General features: G+C 62.7%; 21 protein-coding genes and 1 pseudogene. 9 read left to right on the top strand and 13 right to left on the bottom strand.

Annotated elements, in window-relative coordinates:
• Window positions 1-65: 65 nt before the first annotated feature.
• Window positions 66-374 (bottom strand): hypothetical protein, encoded by a 309-nt coding sequence (locus NBH21_RS24220; protein ID WP_250913742.1) that lies wholly within the window; start codon window positions 372-374, stop codon window positions 66-68.
• Window positions 375-575: 201 nt separating this feature from the next.
• On the opposite strand from NBH21_RS24220, the gene NBH21_RS24215 reads away from it, so the two are divergent.
• From NBH21_RS24215 to NBH21_RS24200, 4 genes are all read left to right on the top strand, one after another.
• Complete coding sequence (locus NBH21_RS24215; RefSeq protein ID WP_250913743.1) at window positions 576-1,292, top strand: response regulator; 717 nt, start codon at window positions 576-578, stop codon at window positions 1,290-1,292.
• Between the two features lies 1 nt (window position 1,293).
• Complete coding sequence (locus NBH21_RS24210) at window positions 1,294-2,634, top strand: sensor histidine kinase (protein ID WP_250913744.1); 1,341 nt, start codon at window positions 1,294-1,296, stop codon at window positions 2,632-2,634.
• Between the two features lie 97 nt (window positions 2,635-2,731).
• On the top strand, window positions 2,732-3,256 hold the full coding sequence (locus tag NBH21_RS24205; protein WP_250913745.1) for a hypothetical protein: 525 nt from the start codon (window positions 2,732-2,734) through the stop codon (window positions 3,254-3,256).
• A gap of 111 nt (window positions 3,257-3,367) precedes the next feature.
• Entirely contained in the window at window positions 3,368-3,610 is a 243-nt protein-coding gene (locus NBH21_RS24200; protein ID WP_250913746.1) for a cysteine rich repeat-containing protein, read from the top strand.
• A gap of 489 nt (window positions 3,611-4,099) precedes the next feature.
• Here the strand turns inward: NBH21_RS24200 and NBH21_RS24195 are convergent, their stop codons facing one another.
• The 3 genes from NBH21_RS24195 to NBH21_RS24185 all read right to left on the bottom strand — a co-directional run bounded on the left by NBH21_RS24195 (window position 4,100) and on the right by NBH21_RS24185 (window position 8,006).
• Window positions 4,100-5,599, bottom strand: a complete 1,500-nt coding sequence (locus NBH21_RS24195) for an AMP-binding protein (protein ID WP_250913747.1) — start codon at window positions 5,597-5,599, stop codon at window positions 4,100-4,102.
• A gap of 34 nt (window positions 5,600-5,633) precedes the next feature.
• Complete coding sequence (locus tag NBH21_RS24190) at window positions 5,634-6,464, bottom strand: p-hydroxycinnamoyl CoA hydratase/lyase (protein ID WP_250913748.1); 831 nt, start codon at window positions 6,462-6,464, stop codon at window positions 5,634-5,636.
• A gap of 90 nt (window positions 6,465-6,554) precedes the next feature.
• A complete protein-coding gene (locus NBH21_RS24185; protein WP_250913749.1) occupies window positions 6,555-8,006 on the bottom strand; it encodes an aldehyde dehydrogenase in 1,452 nt (483 codons plus the stop codon).
• A 118-nt stretch (window positions 8,007-8,124) separates the two neighbouring features.
• On the opposite strand from NBH21_RS24185, the gene NBH21_RS24180 reads away from it, so the two are divergent.
• The 5 genes from NBH21_RS24180 (at window position 8,125) to NBH21_RS24160 (ending at window position 12,866) form a co-directional block, all read left to right on the top strand.
• Window positions 8,125-8,619: a MarR family winged helix-turn-helix transcriptional regulator gene (locus NBH21_RS24180; RefSeq protein WP_250913750.1), complete on the top strand. Its 495-nt coding sequence runs from the start codon at window positions 8,125-8,127 to the stop codon at window positions 8,617-8,619.
• Between the two features lie 43 nt (window positions 8,620-8,662).
• Window positions 8,663-9,871 (top strand): 3-(3-hydroxy-phenyl)propionate transporter MhpT, encoded by a 1,209-nt coding sequence (gene mhpT / locus NBH21_RS24175; RefSeq protein WP_250913751.1) that lies wholly within the window; start codon window positions 8,663-8,665, stop codon window positions 9,869-9,871.
• A 16-nt stretch (window positions 9,872-9,887) separates the two neighbouring features.
• On the top strand, window positions 9,888-10,787 hold the full coding sequence (locus NBH21_RS24170) for an amidohydrolase family protein (protein ID WP_250913752.1): 900 nt from the start codon (window positions 9,888-9,890) through the stop codon (window positions 10,785-10,787).
• Window positions 10,784-12,430, top strand: coding sequence for an acyl-CoA dehydrogenase family protein (locus NBH21_RS24165; protein ID WP_250913753.1), 1,647 nt, complete (start codon window positions 10,784-10,786; stop codon window positions 12,428-12,430). Before NBH21_RS24170 ends, NBH21_RS24165 begins: the two co-directional genes overlap by 4 nt.
• Window positions 12,431-12,632: 202 nt before the next feature.
• Window positions 12,633-12,866 (top strand): hypothetical protein, encoded by a 234-nt coding sequence (locus NBH21_RS24160; protein WP_250913754.1) that lies wholly within the window; start codon window positions 12,633-12,635, stop codon window positions 12,864-12,866.
• Between the two features lie 121 nt (window positions 12,867-12,987).
• Here NBH21_RS24160 and NBH21_RS24155 read toward each other — a convergent pair.
• The 9 genes and pseudogenes from NBH21_RS24155 to nifE form a co-directional block, all read right to left on the bottom strand.
• Window positions 12,988-13,479: pseudogene (locus NBH21_RS24155) on the bottom strand (DUF4158 domain-containing protein); the annotation flags it as partial.
• A gap of 870 nt (window positions 13,480-14,349) precedes the next feature.
• Window positions 14,350-15,159 (bottom strand): TOBE domain-containing protein, encoded by an 810-nt coding sequence (locus NBH21_RS24150; protein WP_250913755.1) that lies wholly within the window; start codon window positions 15,157-15,159, stop codon window positions 14,350-14,352.
• A 221-nt stretch (window positions 15,160-15,380) separates the two neighbouring features.
• A complete protein-coding gene (locus NBH21_RS24145) occupies window positions 15,381-16,007 on the bottom strand; it encodes a nitrogen fixation protein NifQ (protein WP_250913756.1) in 627 nt (208 codons plus the stop codon).
• Between the two features lie 17 nt (window positions 16,008-16,024).
• Window positions 16,025-16,345: a ferredoxin III, nif-specific gene (fdxB, locus tag NBH21_RS24140; RefSeq protein ID WP_113340032.1), complete on the bottom strand. Its 321-nt coding sequence runs from the start codon at window positions 16,343-16,345 to the stop codon at window positions 16,025-16,027.
• Entirely contained in the window at window positions 16,345-16,545 is a 201-nt protein-coding gene (locus NBH21_RS24135; RefSeq protein WP_113340033.1) for a CCE_0567 family metalloprotein, read from the bottom strand. Before NBH21_RS24135 ends, fdxB begins: the two co-directional genes overlap by 1 nt.
• Window positions 16,546-16,559: 14 nt before the next feature.
• Window positions 16,560-17,045, bottom strand: a complete 486-nt coding sequence (locus tag NBH21_RS24130) for a NifX-associated nitrogen fixation protein (RefSeq protein WP_250913757.1) — start codon at window positions 17,043-17,045, stop codon at window positions 16,560-16,562.
• A gap of 15 nt (window positions 17,046-17,060) precedes the next feature.
• The gene (gene nifX / locus NBH21_RS24125) at window positions 17,061-17,558 is read right to left on the bottom strand and encodes a nitrogen fixation protein NifX (protein ID WP_250913758.1); all 498 of its coding nucleotides are present in this window, start codon (window positions 17,556-17,558) and stop codon (window positions 17,061-17,063) included.
• Entirely contained in the window at window positions 17,524-18,912 is a 1,389-nt protein-coding gene (nifN, locus tag NBH21_RS24120) for a nitrogenase iron-molybdenum cofactor biosynthesis protein NifN (protein ID WP_250913759.1), read from the bottom strand. The genes nifX and nifN overlap by 35 nt, the downstream gene beginning before the upstream one ends.
• Window positions 18,912-20,417, bottom strand: a complete 1,506-nt coding sequence (gene nifE / locus NBH21_RS24115; RefSeq protein WP_250913760.1) for a nitrogenase iron-molybdenum cofactor biosynthesis protein NifE — start codon at window positions 20,415-20,417, stop codon at window positions 18,912-18,914. Before nifE ends, nifN begins: the two co-directional genes overlap by 1 nt.
• Window positions 20,418-20,463 lie beyond the last annotated feature (46 nt).

Raw genomic sequence — 20,463 nt, 5'->3', positions numbered from 1 at the left:
AAATCTCGAAGACGGTGACGCCCGGCGGGTGGGGGCTCGGCATTAGAACCGCCGGGCGCCCGGCATCATCGCGAGATGCTGCCGCTTCTGGTGACCGTGCCACCGTTCGACCCGGTCACCGTGCTGGAGCCGGCGCAGACGCCGGTTGTCGCGTTGCAGCTTACGCTGCCGGATCTGGAGAAGCTGCCGCCATAGGGGCCGGTGCGCTGAACGCTGCGGCTGCATGTGCCGCCGCCGCATCCTCCGCTTGCCGAAACGCTGGCGGTGCCGCGCGGGGTGCTGATCGAGCCGTTGCGCGTGAAGGCGTTGGCTTCGACGACCGAGAGGAGAGCGAGAATGCCGGCAAAAAGGCCGGCGGCGATCGGCTTGCGCATGATCTGAACCCTTGGGATTGTTTCGGGGGACTGTCTGGGCGGCCCGTCAGGTTGGCCGGTATCGCCAGACTGGGATCCCATCTTTGCTGCGGATTGAACCGCTAATGTCATCATGTTGAGAGTGATTTCCCGTTTGTAGCGTTTTGTAAAAACCGCGTTTTTCCAGTTGATTTTCTCCACGCGAAGTGTCGTCCTCCGGTCATGGAACAGAAGGCCAAAACCATTCTCGTGGTTGATGACGACCCGGAAATCCGCCGCCTCGTCGGCGATTTTCTCGGGCGCGAGGGTTTTATGGTGGAACTCGCCGAGGACGGACAGGAGATGGACCGGGTGCTCGAGCGGCTGGTACCCGATCTCGTCGTGCTCGACCTCATGCTGCCGGGCGAAGACGGACTTTCGATCTGTCGCCGCCTGCGGGCGACGGGCGACATGCCGATCCTGATGCTGACTGCCAAGGGAGACGAGACCGACCGGGTCGTCGGCCTCGAGATCGGCGCGGACGATTATGTCGTGAAGCCCTTCGGCTCGCGCGAACTCCTCGCGCGCATCCGCGCGCTCCTTCGTCGCTCCACACCGCGTCCTGTGCAGGCCATGACACGCCGCTTCGCCTTCGATCGCTTCATTGCCGATCTCGACGCCCGCCAGCTCATGACCGAGACCGGCGAGTTCGTATCGCTGACCAGCGCCGAGTTCGAGCTGCTTTCCTGCTTCGTGATACGCCCGCGCCGCGTGCTCTCGCGCGACCAGATCCTGGACTGGACGCATGGCCGAAGCGCCGACCCTTTCGACCGCACGGTGGATATTCTCGTTTCCCGCCTGCGCAAGAAACTCGATGCGCTGAGCCCCGGCTGCAACCTCATCAATACGATCCGCAACGGCGGATATCTGTTGACCGTACCGGTGCGGCAGGTGCCCTGATATGGGTTTTGGGCTTGCCGCACGCTTCATCGCCATCGGCGCCAGCGCGCTTCTCGCCCTCTGGCTGGCGCTCATCGCCTTTTTCTACTGGACGAACGGTCTCTCGCAAACCGACACCAGACTGCCGGCAACGCAGTTGCAGGCGATCGTCGAACTCGTGGAAACAGCGCCGCCGGCGCAACGCCCGTTGGTGTTGAAAGCGCTGGAATCCTCCATGCTCTCCGTCTCCCTGTCACCGCCCGAGGTTCGGCCCGAGCTCGGCGAGGACCTCAGCGGGGAGGCTGAGTTCTCCGCCTATCGCGACCTGATCGGCGCACGGCTTCTTTCCGTGAGGCTCTTCGCGGCGCCGAAGGGGCTTGTCCGTCCGCGGGTTCTCCAGCGCACCTCCCGTCCGCTCGTCTTCGAGGTGGCGATGAACGACGGCGAGGTGATGGTGATCGAGGCGCGAACACCCTTCATCGTCACCTTTTACGGACTGCCTGCCGGCATGGGCGCGGGCATCGTCGGCACGCTCTTCGCCCTCGTCGCCTTTCTTCTCCTGCATCGCGAAATCCGGCCCCTGACCCGGCTTGCCAATGCCGTCGATGCCATAGATCCCTCCGGGGAACCGGCGCCCCTGCCTGTGATACGCTCCACGACACCGGAAATCCGGGCGCTTATGCGCGCATTCGAGCGGTTGCAGAACAGGCTGAGGGTCATGACCCGCTCGCGCATGGCGCTGATTGGCGGCATCCAGCACGATGTTCGAAGCTTTGCCACCCGGCTGCGGCTCAGGCTCGAACGTCTGCCCGACCCCGCCGAGCGTGACCGTGCGACAGCCGACATCTCCGACATGATCGATCTTCTCGACAATGCGTTGCTGACTTCCCGTGCCGGCGTGGGGGCGCTGGAGGAGGAAATGCTCGACCTCCCCGAACTGCTGCGTGGCGAGATGGCGGATTTTCGTCGCGGCGGCCAGCCTGTTTCGCTGGAAGCGACGCTGCCCGATGGCGAGGTGTGGATCATCGGCGACCGACTGGCGTTGCGCCGGGTGATCGGCAACATCGTCGACAACGCAGTGAAATACGGCGGATGCGCCCATGTCAGGCTTGATGCGGACACACATGAGGTCCACCTTTTCATAGAGGATGAGGGGTCAGGATTTTCCGCCAAGGATGGCGAGCTTTTGCTCGAACCCTTCGTGCGGGCCGAGCCCTCGCGGGCCCGGGCGACCGGAGGCGCCGGCCTCGGCCTTGCCGTCGCCCGCACGCTGATCGAGGCTCTGGGCGGCACCATCGCGCTCGGCAACGGCAAGCGTGGCGGACAGGTAGTGCTCTCGCTACCGCGCTTCACACCTCTCTGAGACGGCTACAAAACGATACATTTTCGAACAGCCGCGACATTTCAGCGAAATGCGCGAAATCCATGCTCCGATCATCGAAACAGGAAAGGAGCATACCGTGAGAAAAACGGTTCAAGTTTCGCTGGTGGCCATGTTCGCCCTCACCCTGCCGCTGGTCGCCCACGCCCAGGATGGCGCGCAGGTTGCCCCCTTGCCGGTCGAGCCCGCCGGTGGCTGGTATGCCGGCGACGAAATTTCCGAAAGTTTCAGCATCGGCGAACGCCTCGATTCCGTCCGCCGGTACTATAGCGGCAAGTTCATCCGCCTGCGTCTTGCCGCAGCGCTTTCCGTCCAGGAAACGGCCATTGGCATCCGGGCCGACCAGATGGACGCCTGGCGGGCCTATACCCAGGCGCTTCTCGCGCTGGTCCCTGAGCGGGAGGCCGTGCTTGCCCTGATCGGTGAGCCGGACGAAGATCCGAAGGGGCCGGAGGCCTTTGCCCGTGCGGAGGCTGCAGCCGATGCGCTCGCCTCCTATGCGGCCAGGGCGGAAATATTGAAGAAGGCGATCACCTCCCTGCGTGCCACATTGACGCCGGAACAGCTTGAGGCCGCACGCGTGCCGCGCTTTGCGCGCGGTTGATTACATCTGAAATCCAACAATTCGGCGCCCGCCGCGCCGAACGCAGACGGGTCGCCATGCCCCGAACGTCCGGCCCGTCTGCCCCCTTTCAAAACACGAATGGAGACAAACATGCGCATCGCTCTCGCCAGCTTTCTCGTCCTTCTCGCAAGTGTCGCATCCGCCCAGCAGCCCAGCCGTCAGCAACTCATGGAACTCCGCTCCGTCTGCGAGGCAGACCTGCACACGCTCTGCGCCGGCATCCAGCCGGGCGGCGGCAGACTTGCGCAGTGCCTTCAGCAAAACATCTCGAGCGTCTCACAACCCTGCAGGGAGAAACTGGCAGAGTTGAAAGCAGCGCGCTCGACGAACTGAAAGAAAGATCGATAGAGCCTGGCCTCACTCCGGCCGCGACACCTGAGAGCGGCGGTGCAAAATTAGTCCACGGTGGCGGCGGGATCGTCACGCTTCGGCGGAGTAACACTCGGCCACCTATTTACCCTTCCGCGACGAATGCAGGAGGGCTTGGGGATCTACACTGTGGAATGATATCTGAAGGTTCGACTGGCTTGTTCTGAAGGAATGAGCCGGCGTCAGGCAGCAAAGGATGACGTCCCGGACGTGGTGCAGCAAGATAGCGATGGGCATCTATTTTTCGGTAGGGTTGGGCTGTTCAAGCACAACCTGATGGAAAAAGCACCGCTATCTTGCTGCACCACGCCCGGGACGTCATCTTGGCAAGTCCAAGGCAGCGCCTAGCGCATCGGCCCGAAAATCGGAATCGATTTTCGGAAAGTTCGATGCATAGATTCAAGATGTTAGAGCGTCCTTTGTGCGTCCATTTGAACGCACGGTGCTCTAGCATCACAGTTCCGCAAGCGCCTCGCGGCGCAATACGTGTTTCATCACTTTCCCGGAACCGGTCCGTGGCAGGCTGGTGACGAAGCGGAATTCCTTCGGTACCTTGTAGCGGGCGATCAGCGACTGGCAGTGCCGCGCGAGTTCGTCATGGTCCGGCTGTCGATCCGGGGCCATGACCACATAGGCGCGGCCGACTTCTCCCCAGCGCTCGTCTGGAATGCCGATGACGGCCACCTCGCGGATACCCGGGTGTTCCGCAAGTGCTGCTTCTATCTCGACCGGGTAGACGTTCTCGCCGCCCGAGATGAACATGTCCTTGCGACGGTCGACGATCGAGATGAAGCCGTCCTCATCGCGGCGACCGACATCGCCGGTACGGATCCAGCCATCCGCCGTGAAGCTGCGTCCCCGCTCTTCCGGCCGGTTCCAGTAACCAGTGACAACGTTCAGGCCAAAGACAAGGATTTCTCCCGGAGAGCCATCAGGCACGTCGCGGTCGTCTTCGTCCACCAGCCGGATGGCCGTCAGCGGCCCGGCGAGGCCAACGGCACCCGCCTTGCTGCGCAGAAGATCCCGCGACAGCGGCATGCCGAGCGTGGTTCCGGTTTCGGTCATGCCGTAGCCGTCGACCATGCGAACGCCGCGATCGAGCCACCAGCGGATATGGGCCGGCGGGTTCGGTGCACCGCCGGTGAAGAGCGCCTTGAGCTTCTTCCAGTTTTCAGGTGCGAAGTTCGATGCATGGCGCAGGGCCTCGGCCATCTGGGGTACGCAGAAATAATGCGTGACGCCGAAATCGGGATTGCCCAGCCGCTCATTGGTCTGTTCGGGGTCGAAGCCTGGCGAGACGATGAAGGTGCCGCCGCGCAGCATCGGCGGCCAGATCTGCGTGACGATGCCGATGACATGAAACATCGGGCTGTCGCAAAGGAAGACGCAACCGGTGTCCACCTCGCCAAGGATGTTGAAGTTCACCGCCGTCGCCAGCAGAAACTGCGAGGTGAGCAGCGCACCCTTCGGCACGCCTGACGTGCCCGAGGTGTAGAGGATGATGCAGGTGTCATGGCCGGAATGCGGCGTGCATCGCAGCCCCGGTTCCGCAACCGCGATGGTGGAGGCGAATTCGCGAAAACTCTTCGATCGGCAACCGGGCGGCAGCTCTGGAATGTCCTCGTCGGTATAGAGGATCGACGGGGTGCAGTCTTTCAGCAACAGGCCGAGTTCCTGCTGCGACAGGCGCCAGTTGAGCGGAACGAAAATCGCGCCCAGCCGCATCAGGGCCTGCTGCAGGATGACCTGATGCACGTTGTTGCGGGCAAGGATGGCCACCCGGTCACCCTTCGCGATGCCTTCGGCGCGCAACACCGTCACGGCGCGCTGAATGTCGGTATCGAGTTCCCTGTAGCTCCAGCTTCTGTTGCCGGTGAGGTCGACGCAGGCCGCCGCCTCCGGCCGGAGGCGCGCATGAAGCGCCACCGGGTCAGGTGAAATGAAGTCCAGCATTCTTTCCTCCTCCCTTTCTCCTCCTCCTTGGATATCAGCGAACCTTGCGGTCCTTGTCATAGGCTCCGAGGCCCGGCTTGTAAGATTTCTCGTCGATGAACTGGCGGATGCCTTCCTTGCGTCCGTCGTTGTCGAAGGAGTTGGCAGCCTCCTGGGCACGGACGAGATAGTCTTCCGCCTCGTCATACGTCATCACGCCGACGCGGCGGATGGCATCCTTGGTCGCCTTCAGCGCAACCGGGTTCTTCGCACGCAGGATCTTTGCCACCTCGGTGACCCGATCCTTGAGTTCGGCAAGTGGCAGGCTTTCGTTGACGAGGCCCCACTCGGCAGCCGTCTTTCCGTCGATCGGCTCACCCAGCAGCGCATGATACATGGCCTTGCGGAAGGGCAGCAACTCCACGGCGACCTTGGTTGCTCCGCCGCCCGGCAGGATGCCCCAGTTGATTTCCGAGAGGCCGAACTTCGCTTCATCCGCCGCGAATGCGAGATCGCAGGCAAAGAGCGGACCGTAGCCGCCGCCGAAGCACCAGCCGTTGACCATGGCGATGGTCGGCTTCTGGTACCAGCGGAGCCGGCGCCACCAGCCGTAGCTCTCGCGCTGCGATCTGCGGACACCCTTGAGCCCTTCGCTTTCCGTTTCCCGGAAATATTCCTTGAGGTCCATGCCGGCCGTCCAGGCGGGCCCCTCCCCGGTCAGCACCAGCACGCCGACATCGGAACGGAATTCGAGCTCGTCGAGCACCTCCATCATGGCCCGGTTGAGCGTCGGGCTCATCGCATTGCGTTTGTCGGGACGGTTGAAGCGTACCCATGCGATGCCGTCGATGACATCAAATGCGACAGTATCGGTATCGTTGGCCATGTGGCCCTCCTTGAAAATGCATCAATTGGAGCGGGCCGGCGAAGTGTGTCGCCGGCTTCTGATCTTGGCGGCGGGCACTGTCCCCGCCGGTCAGAGCGGGAAGTGACCCGGCTGTGTCTCGACAGTAATCCAGCGCAATTCGGTGAATTCAGCGATACCCGCCTTACCGCCGAAGCGGCCATATCCGGAGGCCCGGGTTCCGCCGAAGGGCATCTGGGCCTCGTCATGCACGGTCGGGCCATTCACATGGCAGATGCCCGAGCGGATGCGCCGGGCAACCGACAGCGCGCGAGACGTATCGCGGCTGAACACAGCGGCCGAGAGACCGTATTCGCTGTCGTTGGCAAGACGCACCGCGTCTTCCTCGTCCTTTGCCCGGAGGATGGCGACAACAGGGCCGAAGCTCTCCTCGGAGTAAAGGCGCATGTCGGCGGTCACCTTGTCGACCACCTGGGCGGGCAGAAGCACGCCCTCTGCGGCGCCTGCGCCCGTAACGCTGGCTCCCTTGGACACGGCATCGGCAATCAGCGCTTCGACTTTGGCAACCGTGCGGGCATCGACCACGGCGCCGAGCGGAGCCTTGCCCTCACGCGGATCGCCGGCCTTCAGCGCCTTGGCCCGTTCGGTGAACTTCGCCACGAATTCCTCCGCCACCTCGGGCACGACGATGACGCGCTCGGTCGACATACAGATCTGGCCCTGGTTGAAGAAGGCGCCGAAGATCGCGGCCTTTACCGCCTCATCGACATCCGCATCCTTCAGCACGAGAAGGGGGGCCTTGCCGCCGAGTTCGAGCAGGACGGGCTTCAGCTGCCGGGCGGCGCGTTCCGCGATAATGCGCCCGACACTGGTCGAGCCGGTGAAGTTGATCCGGCGGATATCGGGGTGATCGATCAAGGCGCCGACGATCTCGGCTGCGTCTTCCGGCGCATTGGTCACAAGGCTGACGACGCCGGCCGGAAGACCGCCCTCCTCCAGCGCCTCGACGATCAGCGCATGGGTGCGCGGGCAGATTTCCGATGCCTTGAAGACCACGCTGTTGCCGCAGGCAAGCGGAGTGGCCAGCGCGCGAACGCCAAGAATGACGGGCGCATTCCACGGCGCGATGCCGAGCACCACGCCGGCCGGCTCGCGGATCGCCATGGACAGGCAGCCGGGTTTGTCGGACGGGATCACTTCGCCAGAGACCTGCGTCGTCAGGGCGGCCGCCTCGCGCAACATGGATGAAGCGAGCATGACGTTGAAACGCGCCCAGGCGACGGTCGCCCCGATCTCCGACGCCATGGCGGCCACAAAGGCGTCGCCCTTGGCCGCCAACGCATCTGCCGCCTTGAGAAGAACGGCACGGCGCGCATTCGGCCCGAGGGCCGCCCAGGCGGGGAACGCAGCCGCAGCCGCATCGGCCGCCGCAACGGCATCCGCGACGGTGGCCGCAACAGCCTCGCTCGCCACTTCACCCGTCACCGGGTTCAGACGCCGAAAGGTTCGGCCGGTGGAGGCGGCGTGTTCCGCCCCTGCGATACGCATGGAAACAAAAGTCATCTGGCTCCTCCCAGAGCGACCCGGCAGCGGTTATTATCTGCCGGCGGGTTAACCGCTATGCGATATAGCGGATTGACTGCTATGTCGCATAGCATTATGGATATTGCAAGAGGACATCGTGAAGGACGACGACATGCCACTGGAAATGCCGAAGGTAGAAGCCGATGCCGAGGCCTCGATCAACCGGCTCGAGGATCTCGTTGGCTATCATCTTCGACGCGCCTCGGTCTTCGACTTGCAGGGAGCCGTCCCGGCACTCGATCCGGCCAATACCCGGCCAGTGCCGATGAGCGTCCTGCTCAGCATCGTCGAGATGCCCGGCATCAGCTCGGCCGATATCTGCCGCGCGCTGGGCATGCAGCGCGCCAATATCGTCTCGATCCTGGCCGATCTCGAGGAACGCGGGCTTTTCCTGCGTGAGGCGGATTCGTCCGACCAGCGGATCCAGCGGCTTTTCCCGACCCGTCGCGGCGAGGAGGAAGCCGCCCGATGGCTGGCGCTGATCGCCGAACATGAGCGCAGCATGCTTTGCCGCCTGAGCGCGGCCGAACAGAAGGAGCTTCGCCGGCTTCTGGCGAAGATCTGGCAGGAGGATGGGCCGAAGCTGGGCTAGGCCTGAAACCGCGGGGGGAGGCCCCGCTTTCTGGGAGGACTGAATGCAAACCAATATCGACCACCGCTCCGGCGGGCGGCGAGCGCTTTCGCTTGCCTTTCTGGCGGCCGTCATCGAAGGTTTCGACCTTCAGGCAGCCGGTGTCGCCGTACCCAAGCTCGCGCCGGCCTTCGGGCTGACGCCGCAGCAGATCGGGTTCTTTTTCTCGGCCGCGACGATCGGCCTGATCTTCGGCGCGCTTGCCGGCGGCCGTATCGCCGACGGATGGGGAAGGCGCACCGGGCTCGTGCTGTCGCTCGTGACCTTTGGCATCTTCTCGATTGCGACGGCCTTTGTTTCCACCTTCGAGCAGCTCGTCGTCATGCGCTTCCTGACCGGTGTGGGCCTTGGTGGCGCCTTGCCGAACCTCGTCAACATCGCCGCGGAATCGACCGATCCGACGCGTCGAGGACGGGCGGTATCGATCATGTATGCCGGCGTGCCGCTCGGCGGCGCTGTCGCAAGCGGCGTCGCCATGCTCGGCCTGCACGGTGACGACTGGCATTCGATCTTCGTCGTCGGCGGTATCATGCCCCTGCTTCTGGCGCCGTTCATCCACACGCTGCTTCCGCCGCTGCGAGTGGTGAAGAGCGAGGTGAAAACCGTCTCGGGCGCCGTTTCCCGCATCTTCGCACCACAGACGCTGCTGACGACGACGGCGCTCTGGGTGTCCTTTTTCCTCGGGCTGCTGGTGGTCTATCTGCTCTTGAACTGGATGCCGCAACTCCTCGTCGCTCGCGGTCTCGCTCGCAACGAGGCTTCGTTCGTACAGATCCTGTTCAATCTCGGCGGCGTGGTCGGCAGTCTCATCGGCGGCCGTATGCTCGACCAGAAGAACCCGGTCATGCCGGTTGCCCTCGGCTTTGCCGCAGCGGCAGGCGCGCTTCTCATGCTCGGCCTGCTGCCGGCCAATCTCGGCCTGACACTTGTGGCCGGAGCGCTGGTGGGCGGAGCCATCCTCTGCGTGCAGGCCATTCTCTATGGTGTGGCGCCGCAATGCTACCCGTTCGAGATCCGCGGCACGGGCGTCGGCGTTGCGGTTGCGGTCGGACGGCTGGGCTCGATTGCCGGTCCGCTGCTGGCGGGCTTCCTCGTGGCCGGCGGTAGCACGCCTTCCGACGTGATGTTCGCTCTCGTGCCGATCACCCTGCTGGCCGGTCTGACGACGGTTCTGCTGCTGATGCGCCGCGGGCGCAGCCTGCAGATGGCCTGACGGAAAGGGCAGCCGCATGCTTGATCTCTCAAGGCTTCGGGCCATCGATTTTCACACCCATGCCGAGGAGCCCTGCGGCTGCCACGCCGATGACGGCTATGACGATCTGCAGGCTGCCATGGCGCGTTATTTCCGCGCGCCATGGCAGCATCCGCCAACCATCGACGAAACGGCGGCGCATTACCGGGAGCAGAACATCGCTGCCGTCATCTTCCCCGTCGATGCCGAACGGGAGACCGGCTATCGGCGCTATGCCAACGAGGAGATCGCGGAAGCGGCCTCCCGCCACACCGATATCCTGATCCCCTTTGCCTCGATCGATCCGGCGCGCGGACGCATGGGCGCGCGGGAGGCACGGCGTCTCGTCGCCGATTTCGGCATCCGGGGCTTCAAGTTCCATCCGACCATGCAAGGCTTTTATCCCAACGACCGGATGTGCTGGCCACTCTATGAAGCGATCGCGGAAGCGGGCGTTCCGGCGCTCTTCCACACCGGCCAGACCGGCGTCGGGTCGGGCATGAAGGGCGGCAATGGAATGCGGCTGAAATATTCCAATCCGATGCATCTCGATGATGTGGCTGTCGATTTCCCCGACATGCCGATCGTCATGGCCCACCCCTCCTTTCCCTGGCAGGAAGAGGCGCTCGCCGTCGCCGTACACAAGCCCAATGTCTGGATCGACCTGTCGGGCTGGCGGCCCCGTTATTTCCCACCGATCCTTATCCAGTACGCTAATACCCTGTTGAAGGATCGGGTTCTGTTCGGTTCCGACTGGCCGATGATCACGCCGGAAGGCTGGCTCGAGGAGTTTGCCGGCCTGCCGATCCGGGACGCGGTCCGCCCGAAGATCCTCAAGGAAAATGCCATGCGGCTGCTCGGCCTGTCGTCCGCCAATGAAAGAAAAGAAATTCCATGATCCCCTTCGAAGCTCCGGTCGAGGATATCCTCTTTTCGCTGCAACATGTCGCTCGCGCCGGCAGAATTCCCGGCTGGGACGACGATCTTGTGCAGGAGGTTATCAGGCAGTTCGCGCGCCTGGCCGAAGGCGTCGTTGCGCCGGCCGATGACGCCGCAGACCGTGAGGGCTGCCGGCTCGAGGATGGGCGGGTGCATATGCCCGCAGGATTGGTCGCGGCCTACGCAAGCTTCGCCGAGCAGGGTTGGCCGGGCCTTTCGATACCGGAGGAGGCCGGCGGCCAGGGCATGCCGGCGCCGGTGCTCGGGGCCGTGACGGAGATTTTCGCCGGAGCCAGCCATGCGCTGCAGATGATTGCCGGCCTCGTGCCCGGCGCCTCGCGAACGCTCGTCGATTATGGCACGCCCGATCAGCAGGAACGATGGCTGCCGCGTCTCGCCTCGGGCGACTGGCTGGCCACCATGGCGCTGACCGAACCCGGCGCCGGTTCCGATCTCTCGGGCATCAGGACCCGTGGAGAGCAAAGGCCCGAAGGCTGGCGGGTCTCCGGCGAGAAGATCTTCATTTCCGGGGGCGACCAGGATCTGACTCCGCGTATCCTCCATCTCGTGCTTGCCCGCACGCAAGGAGCGGTGGGCAGCACTCGCGGGCTCAGTCTGTTTCTCGTTCCCTCCCATGACGATGCCGGCACGAAGCTGCCGGTAACCGTGACGCGGATCGAAGAAAAGATGGGCCTGCATGGCTCACCGACCTGCCAGATGCTGTTCGATGGCGCACCGGCCGAGCTTCTTGGCAACGAGGGCGAAGGGTTGAAGGCCATGTTCACGATGATGAACCACGCCCGCCTCGACGTTGCCTTGCAGGGCGTTGCCCATGCCGCCCGCGCGACGCGGATCGCAACCGAATATGCTCGAGGCCGGCGGCAGGGGAAAATTGCTGGCGAGACAGGCCCGGCGCTGCTGGCGAGCCATCCGGACGTGCAGCGGATGCTCGATGAGGCCGAGGCCATTGCCATTGCCGGACGCGCGCTTTGCCATGTCGCCCTGGTCGAGCTGGAGTTGCAGGAGGCACCCGAACTCGTCGATTTCCTCACGCCCGTCTGCAAGTTCGCCTGCACCGAGGGCGGCGTGGTCGCGGCCAATCTCGCGATCCAGGTTCTGGGCGGGTATGGCTATCTGCGGGAATACCGGGTCGAGCAGATCCTGCGCGATGCCCGCATCACCGCGATCTACGAGGGTGCGAACGGTATCCATGCGCTTACGCTGGCGACGCGACTGCTGCGCCACGACGGAGGGAGCGCCGCAAACGCCTTCGCACAGTTTGTCCGCTCTTCCGGTGCGGATTTCGAGCTTTCCATATGGCAGAAGGCGCGCGAGCACATGCTCGCCGCCACGGATCCCACGCCGGCGGACGATGCCTTCATGCGGCTAACGGTGGAGACTGCATATGCGGCCATCTGGCGTCGCCTGTCTGCCGTCGCCGATCATGCTCCGGTCCCTGCCCGGCTCCGCGCGCTTGCGGCACGCCAGGCAATATTCGGTCCGTCATCTCTGCGGCACAAGGCTGAAATCGTCTCAATAGCCTTGAGGATGGACGAGCCGTCCCCGGGAGCCGCCCATCTGCAAGAAGAAGCGTGGACCTGAGCGGAAGTCCCGAATTGGCGCGGAATTGCGCCAGCGTCTCACCCGCATGTGTTGACTTTCGCCGGACTACTGCTGACAACCCGCTCGAGAAGGGCGCGATATCTCCGTCGGTCGTCCCCCATTGACACGAGCATTTTTCATTACAATAGGGTCAAGCCGAAGAGGGTGGTGATCGCCAGCCGAGAGACAACAGGAGTGCAAGGTGAGCGAACCGACCGTAGCAGACGCAACGAACCGTATTTATGAATCGCTTCAGGCCGACAATGCCGATATCGACGCACATATCGCAACGCTCAAGGCGGCGTTGGCGCGTGCAGGTTTGAAAGAGGCTGTATTTGATCCGGCGAAGCTCGTGCAGAACAATCGTTCTGGCCGGAAGTTGATGCAGGCCTACTTCCGGCAACGCGGAGTGATGGTAAAATTTTCGACTGATTAGGGGGTTCCTATAATCTCGGGCAGGCCGTGTTCACGGCGCTGCCCGAAGGAAGCTGCCGGGATGCCGCAACGGTCGGAAGCCTTCCGGCATCTGCGGCTTGGTATCCCAAGGATACGGCCTACAAGCGTGGATCGATTGCAGGCGTCCGCAGGAATGCGATGCGTTCGGTCAATCCAGCCAGATTCGTTGCTCCTGGCGCATCCGGCGCCGATCGCAGCCAATGAAAGCGCGTCTGGCCGATCGCCGAGTCTACAATAAGCAGACTGTCCAGCATTTGCAGCGTGCCGGGATCGAAGTCTGAGATCAGTGCATGCTCTGCGTGCCGGCGGGCAATCGCACGGGTTGCCAATCCCATGCGCTCGACCGTGTTTGCGGCTGGCAGCAGCGCCCGGTGCTCTCTGAACGAGGTGATAATCGCATTTGCGATCGGCATCCCTTTGTCGGTCTTTGTGGCAGTCTCGATCCCAGCGACAAGAGCCTCCCGCCGATCCTCGGCTGTCGGACTTCGCATTTCCAGATAAGAGAACAGGTGAGTGGCATGGTTCATGCGCGTCTCTTCCCGGCGGGCATACAGGTCGAATGAAGCTGGATCAGCTCCGATTTTCTCGGCAATTCGAACGGGATTTGCTGATCGAGCGAACCCAATCCGGCCTTAAGCGCGTCAAGTCGGAAGGAAAAGTCCTCGGCCACCCGTCGACCCTCAGCGAAAAACAAAAACAGGATGTGCGCACCGATCTCGCGACAGGGGCGGGCATTTCGGCGATTGCACGGAAATTCGCAACAAGCCTCCAGACGATCATGCGCGTACGAGACAAAGATTCATGCTCCGTTCGCTCTTCGCGCAGGATTTTCAACTGTTCTTGTCCTGGCCCCTATTTGGCGTCTTGGGGCTACCGCTCATTGACGCTTCTTGGTGTTCGCTTTGGTCGCCGGGAATTCAATATTCATCCCTTCAAGCTTCCTAGATATATAAATTCTTGGGTTTGCAGACAACTGCAGGCCTCAGCCTCCTCATCGTTAAGCTCGCCGCGATCGAACTACGTCAGCCATAACGGGATGAGGTTGGCCGAAACGCCATACGTGCGCTGTGCGTCGCGCCGTCTGATGACGCCGTTTCGGATATCCTGGCAAAGCTGCAACTTGAACGGCGTCGATAGGGACCTCGGGACTTCATGAGCCTTCTTCGATTGAGGCCCGCAGAGTCTATCAGTTTTTACGTGTCCCGAGGTCCAAGCCAAAGGGGTTCACTCCAGGTAATGTGACCCAGCACAATAGCGACGGCACCGAGAAAAGATCGGCGCTGGAGAAATGTTCGTGCTGCCGATCGGCTGGCGGGGAGAGTGGACCATTCACGAGCAAACCCGCAAGATCTACGCCATGATCGACGAAGGCGTGTAGTCGCTGCAATCCGGCGGCCCAGATCAGCCAGCCGGAGCATTTTTAGCGCTTTGCCTGACACCAGCTTCGCGAGTGTTACAGATGCTCAGGCGAGAGCGAGAATTATCTGCGAGGCCTTGATGAGGGCGCAGAGCCGCAGGCCGGGCTTGATTTCGAGCGTCTCGGCGCTGTCGTCCGTCACGATGGCACAGAGTGTCTTGCCGTCCCCGATATCGAGAATGACTTCCGCATTGACGGCGCCGGGCTCGACGGAGACGACAGTGCCGCAGATACGGTTGCGGGCCGAGGTCTTCGTGCTGTCGGGTTCGCTCATCAGGATCGGCGTGCTCGCCTTGATCAGCGCATAGGCCTCGACACCGGGCGCGATGTTGAGGTTTGCGACGCTCTGCTCGGTGATCATAACGGTCAAAGTGACGTCTTCGGCGACCTTCAGCATGACCTCGGCATTGATCGCGCCGTGATGAACGGCGGTGACGATGCCGTGATAGGTATTGCGGGCACTGGTTTTCATGATTGGGCTCCAAAGCAGGGACTGGGCGGGGAAGGAAACAGTGGGGTCTCCGGAAATGGTGGTCTCCAGATTTGCGACGATCTCGCCGATCGAGGCAGTCAGCAGCCGATGAACGGTGAGCGCCCGCAGCCCCTCCGCCGTGACGCGGGCGCTGCCGCCCTGCCGACCACCCGGACTGGCGATGACGATCGGCCGGGGAAAGAGGTTGTTCAGCGAATTCACCGCGTCCCATGCGCCCCGATAACTGATCCCGACAACCTTAGCGGCTGCGGCGATCGAGCCGGTGCGGTCGATTGCCGCCAGGAGCTGGAACCGGTCTTCACCGGCGCGGTTGCCGTTGACGCCACGGAAATCGAGAACGGGGCGCAGTGAGTTTGGACGCATGGAAACCTCGATCATTCGTTAGGAAGTTTGACTTCATATCGGTGACCAGAACCGATAAACGATCGGAAGCAATCTCCATTCCAATTGAGATAATTATTTCAAATCAATACTTTGACACGAAGAACAGACGAGCCGGCCCGACATTGTCGCGAACCAGACAATTGCAATGGTCGCAATTGCTACAAAAACCCGGCCACCGGTGGCCGGACCGGCGATACTCGTCAGGCCCATTGAACCATCCCGTTTTTCAGGCGCGCCAGACGGCTCTCACCGGTTTCCTCGCCGAAACAGGCATCGAAGTCGCCGCATTCGCGGCAGCTCGGCGCCGTGCAGAGCGAGAAGCCTTCCGCCTCGCAGAGCCTGCGATAGAAATACTTCTTCCACTTCATGTTCCCGGTGTTTCCTGCCGCCAGCATCGGAAAGTGGCGGTTCAGGAGCCGTGTGAGCTCGGCGCGTTCGAACAGGCCGAGATCCTGCCAGAGGTGGTCATCACGCATGGCGCGGCGGGCAATGATGCGGGCAAAGTGCAGGCTCGCCGCAATCCCCGGATCACGGTGCTGCAGGAGCAGTTCGAACAGGATTTCCTCTTCCTCGTCCCATTCGGGCTCGGCCTCATCCGGATCGATGCCGAAGCTGTCGAAGGGAACGGCAGGAAAATTGCGGGCGACGAGGCGCATCAGTTCCTTCGGACCGAGGCCTGTCGCCTCGGCGATGGTCGCACGGCCCGAAAGGTCTTCGTCGCGCGCAATCGACAGGACGCAGGCCAGCGCGTGGCGGTCGAAAGCAGTGTCGGCATCGATGGCCGGCCACTGGCCGGCGATCAGGCAGGCATAATGATCGGCAAACATCGGATGTCTCCTTCAGGTCATGCGGCGAGTTCGCCCGCCGCGACGTGGGTCTGGCAGTTCTTCGGACAGACGCGCGCGCAGGCGCCGCAGCCGATGCAGGCGCCAGCGTGATCGACGACCATAATCATGCGGTTGAGTTCGCCATCGAAGTCGTCCCCCTCCTCCTCATCGTAGAGCCCGAGGATCTCCCCTTCCTCGTTCACGCCATGGAGATGCATCACATCGCGCGAACAGACCTTGTAGCAGCGGCCGCAGCCGATGCAGGTCCTGCCATCGATCGCCGTCAGGTATTCCGGCATCCATGGAGAGCCGTCGCGGGTGGAGAAGGAACCGCTCATCATACACCCTCCAGGGCCGCCAACTCGGCCTTGGCGGCCTCCAGTTCGGCAAAGACGGCGTAGGTGCGTTCGGCGACCGCCCTGATCTCGGTCCAGTTGACCGGCAGATCTTCGGCAAGGTCGTGTAGCTCCATCTTGGCATTTCCGGCCCTGGAGTTGAGCTTTCGGACCTTTTTCTGGAGTTCCTCAAGTTCGGACATGTTCGCCTCCCCAGTCAGTATCTGGCGACTTCAGGGAATTGGCCGATCATTTCGACGGCATCCTGCACAAGCTTGTTGCCGGCATCGGCAAGCTTGGTCAGGGTCTCGAAACCGAAGCGGTGGACGTCGCGCAGGGATTTCAGCACGACGACAAGACGCCCGGCCGTCAGCAGCACCCGCCCGAACCCCTCATGGCTCATCTTCATCATCGGCGACGCGATGATCCCGGTCTCCTGCTCGATGGCAAGTCCGACCGCCGAATAGAAGATTTCCAGCCGCCACAACACATCCGGATCGGGGTCCCCAATAATCGGGATCTCACGGCGCTGCTCCTTCGTCACAATGAAATCGCCGAGGATGGAAGCATCGGAGCGCCCCTCCCAGGCGTCATAGGTATCCTGCGCACGCATCAGCCGGACGAGGCATTTCATGAACGGCGTCGCCATGGCGTCGACGTCGTCGTTGGCGGCGGTCTTTTCAAGAACGGCAGTCGGGGTCATGGGCAATCTCCTTTTTCAGTCTTCATCATCGAAGGATGGCTTGGTGACGGAAACGCCGGCCTCGGCCAGCACCTTGCGCAGCCAGGGGGGCGGCGCGGTTTTCAGCATGGTCTGGGTGCGCGACAGCACCTCCTCTATGGAGGAGGGCTGCAGAACCTTGATCGGATGGATCTTCGCGGACACCACCTTGGCGGCCGATGGACCACCGATCGCCAGACAAAACAGAAGATGGCAGCCCTTGAGCGCCTCGACCTTCGGCGTGATGCGGTCATCGCCTTCCGTCTTGTGCTTGCCGCTCTCGTCTGAGACATCGCCGAAGCCGACGGCCTCGACGAAGTTCCAGCTTTCGGGCGTGACGTCATAGACCGCGAACAGCTTCGCCGAGCCGAAATGGGCGTTGAGCCCCTTCATGTCCTGCGTGGCGATTGCGATGCGCAAGGCGCCCTTGGGGCGGTCCGGCGCGAGCGCCGGACCCTCGTCAGTGACGAGTGAAAGACGTCGGACGGCTGTCATTGTCAGTCTCCCTGTTGCGGAAAGGATTGAGTTCTTCCGGAGTGGGTTGATACTGGCTGGCCTGGAAGATGTTGGCAGCCTCGAAGATCAGGTCGCGGGCACCCTCGTAGAGAACGGTAAGCTTGTGTTGGCTACCGAGCCGATCGAAGATCGGGAAGCCGACCCGCATCAGGGGTACGCCGAGCCGTTCCGCCGCCTGACGACCGTGGGAATGGGTCACGATCAGATCGACGCCGGCGGCTTGCGCCATCGCCTCGAGATCGGCGAGGTCACCGACCTGAACTACCTCGGTCTGGACCTTGGAAAGGATGCGATTGGTTCCGGCCGTCGTGACCGCCACGGACACCTCGGCACCGAGCCCGGTGAAGAACATCGACAACTGATAGAGATGGTCCGGCTCCGCGGCGATCGCGATCCGCTTGCCGCCGAAATGGAAGTGCCCGTCGAGCAACGCATCCTGTAACTGGGCGCGGCGGCGGCGAACCTTGGCCGGCACCGGATTGCCGGAAATCATCGCCAGCATGGTGATGAAGCGGTCGATCGCCTTCATGCCGGAAAGCTGCTGGAAGAGCGCATAGGGAACACCGGTCCGCGTTTGCAGGGCTTCCGCCGGTCCGCGCATGTGCTCGCCGATCGCAATTGCCTGGAAGCATTCGCCGAGAGTGCGGATGTCCTCCACCTTCGTGCCCCCGTAGGTGGTCGGGATCCAGCGATCCGGCACCGTGCCGTCGAGCGCGCCGGATACATCCGGCAGGATCACCGGGGTGAGACCGAAGCTTTCCACCGTCTCGCGGATGTGCTCGATATCGGCGACCGTCAGATGCCAGCCGGGCAGGATCGCGATTTTCTTTGGATCTCTCGGCCTTTCCCCGGCAATGGTGACGCCCTCGATCATCGAGGTTACGGCCTTGGCCCAACCCTCCTCTATCGCACCGTCGAAATCCGGTGTGCTGGATAGCACCACCTCGGTACCGGCGAGTTCTTCCGCGCGCTTCGCCTTGATCTTCACGAGATCGCCGGCGAAATCCTCGCCGCGGGTCTCGACCAGGGCCGTCGTGCAGATGCCGATCAGGCTTGGCTTGGTGCGATTCTTGAGATTGAGGATCGCCTCCTCGAGGTGATCCGCACCGCCGAGAATGGTGGCGATCTCGTCCATTGCCGTCGTCTGCAGCGGGATCGTCTCCTTGAAATGGCGGACGAACAGGACGAGCGCGAAGGAGGTGCAGCCCTGGCTGCCATGGAAGAGCGGCATGGCGCCGTTCACCCCGAGATAGGCGAAGGCAGCCCCCAGCGGCTGCGAGGATTTGAGCGGATTGATCGCGACCGGTTTCGTCTGATGCACAACACGGGCCATCAGCATTCTCCCATTTCATCGGCATTGGAATTGGCGAACTTGCGGAAGGCGTGCACTGGCTCGGCAAGCGGCGTGTCGTCGTTTTCGCCGGGGTTCGGTGCGCTTGAGATCAGATTGCCGTCTGCGTCCCATGGCGAGGCCTCGCGCACGGTCTCCCAGACGGGATTGTGGATGGCGATGTCGATCTGGCGCGCCAGTTCCACCATGCCGTCGTAACCGGCATAGGGGTGGTGCCGTTCCTGATTGATGTCGAGCCAGGGCATCTTCGCCTTCAGCGCGATGAACTGGGTGCGCCCGCCCGAGAGCATGATGTCGGCCTTGTGTTCGGCGAGCATGGCATAGAGGTCGCGCGGCGCCATGGAGTCGAACATGTGGTTCTCGTCCTTGAGGATCTGCTTGATGCGCTCCTTGTCCTCGGGCGTCGATTTTTTGACCGAGGTGCCGACGATCTCCACGCCGATCTCCTGCAGCGCATGGACCACCGACCAGCTCTTCACACCGCCGGTGTTGAGCAGCACACGCTTGCCTTCAAGGCGGGGACGGAATCCCTCGAGTGCGGTCCAGGCTCTGGCCTCCTCCTCCGCGATGAGGGATTCCGTCCGGTCAAGGAGCTCAGGGGACGCTCCTTGTTGTACCAGCAGGCGGGCAAGTTCCCGGAGCGCTTCGGACGTATCCGAAATCCCGTAGAACGAGCCTTCGAAATAGGGGATACCGAAGCGTTCCTCCATCTTGCGGGCAAGATTGATGAGAGCCGTGGAACAGACCATCATTGTCGCCTTTGCCCGGTGGGCGGTGGCGATATCAAGGTAGCGGGCGTCGCCGGGAATGCAGGCCCTGACACGCATCCCGAGTTTTTCGAGAAGCGGCTTCACCATCCAGAATTCGCCGGAAAGATTGAACTCGCCGAGAATGTTGATGTCGTAAGGCGTGGCGTCATCAGGCTCTTGCGTACCGATCACGTGATCAAGCAGGGCCTCGCCGGCAAGCTTGTTGCCAAGGTTCTTCGAGCCGACGAAGCCTGGCGCATTGACCGGAACGACCGGCAGGCCGAATTTTTCCGCCGCGCGCCGGCAGACCGCCTCGATATCGTCACCGATCAGTGCGGTGACGCAGGTGGAATAGACGAAGATCGCCGGGGGCGCATAACGCTCCGAAATCTCCCTGATAGCTCTGAACAGCTTGCGTTCCCCCTGCCCCATGACGATGTCGAGTTCGGTGAGGTCGGTGGTGAAGCTGGTGCGCCAGAGGCTTGAACCGGACGAGGCAGCGCCACGATTGTCCCAGCTATTGCCCTCGCAGGCGAGCGGCGCGTGGATGAGATGGGCGACATCGGTCACCGGCTGCAGCACGATCTTGGCGCCGTCGAAGGCGCAACCGCCGGCCGCCGCTCCCGGCGTCAGCGGCTTGGAACAGCCCTTCTTGCGGACTTTCGCGTCCTTGCCCTGGTTCTTGTCGCAACCGGGCTCGTTGAACACGTCCTCGATCTTCGCCTTCAATGCCGACATCGCACCTGTCTCCACCATGAAAGTTGAAACCGTTGGGAACCGGCCC

Source organism: Ciceribacter sichuanensis (assembly GCF_024055605.1).
Classification (GTDB): Bacteria; Pseudomonadota; Alphaproteobacteria; order Rhizobiales; family Rhizobiaceae; genus Allorhizobium; species Allorhizobium sichuanense.
This window is presented reverse-complemented; position numbering and strand designations above follow the sequence as displayed.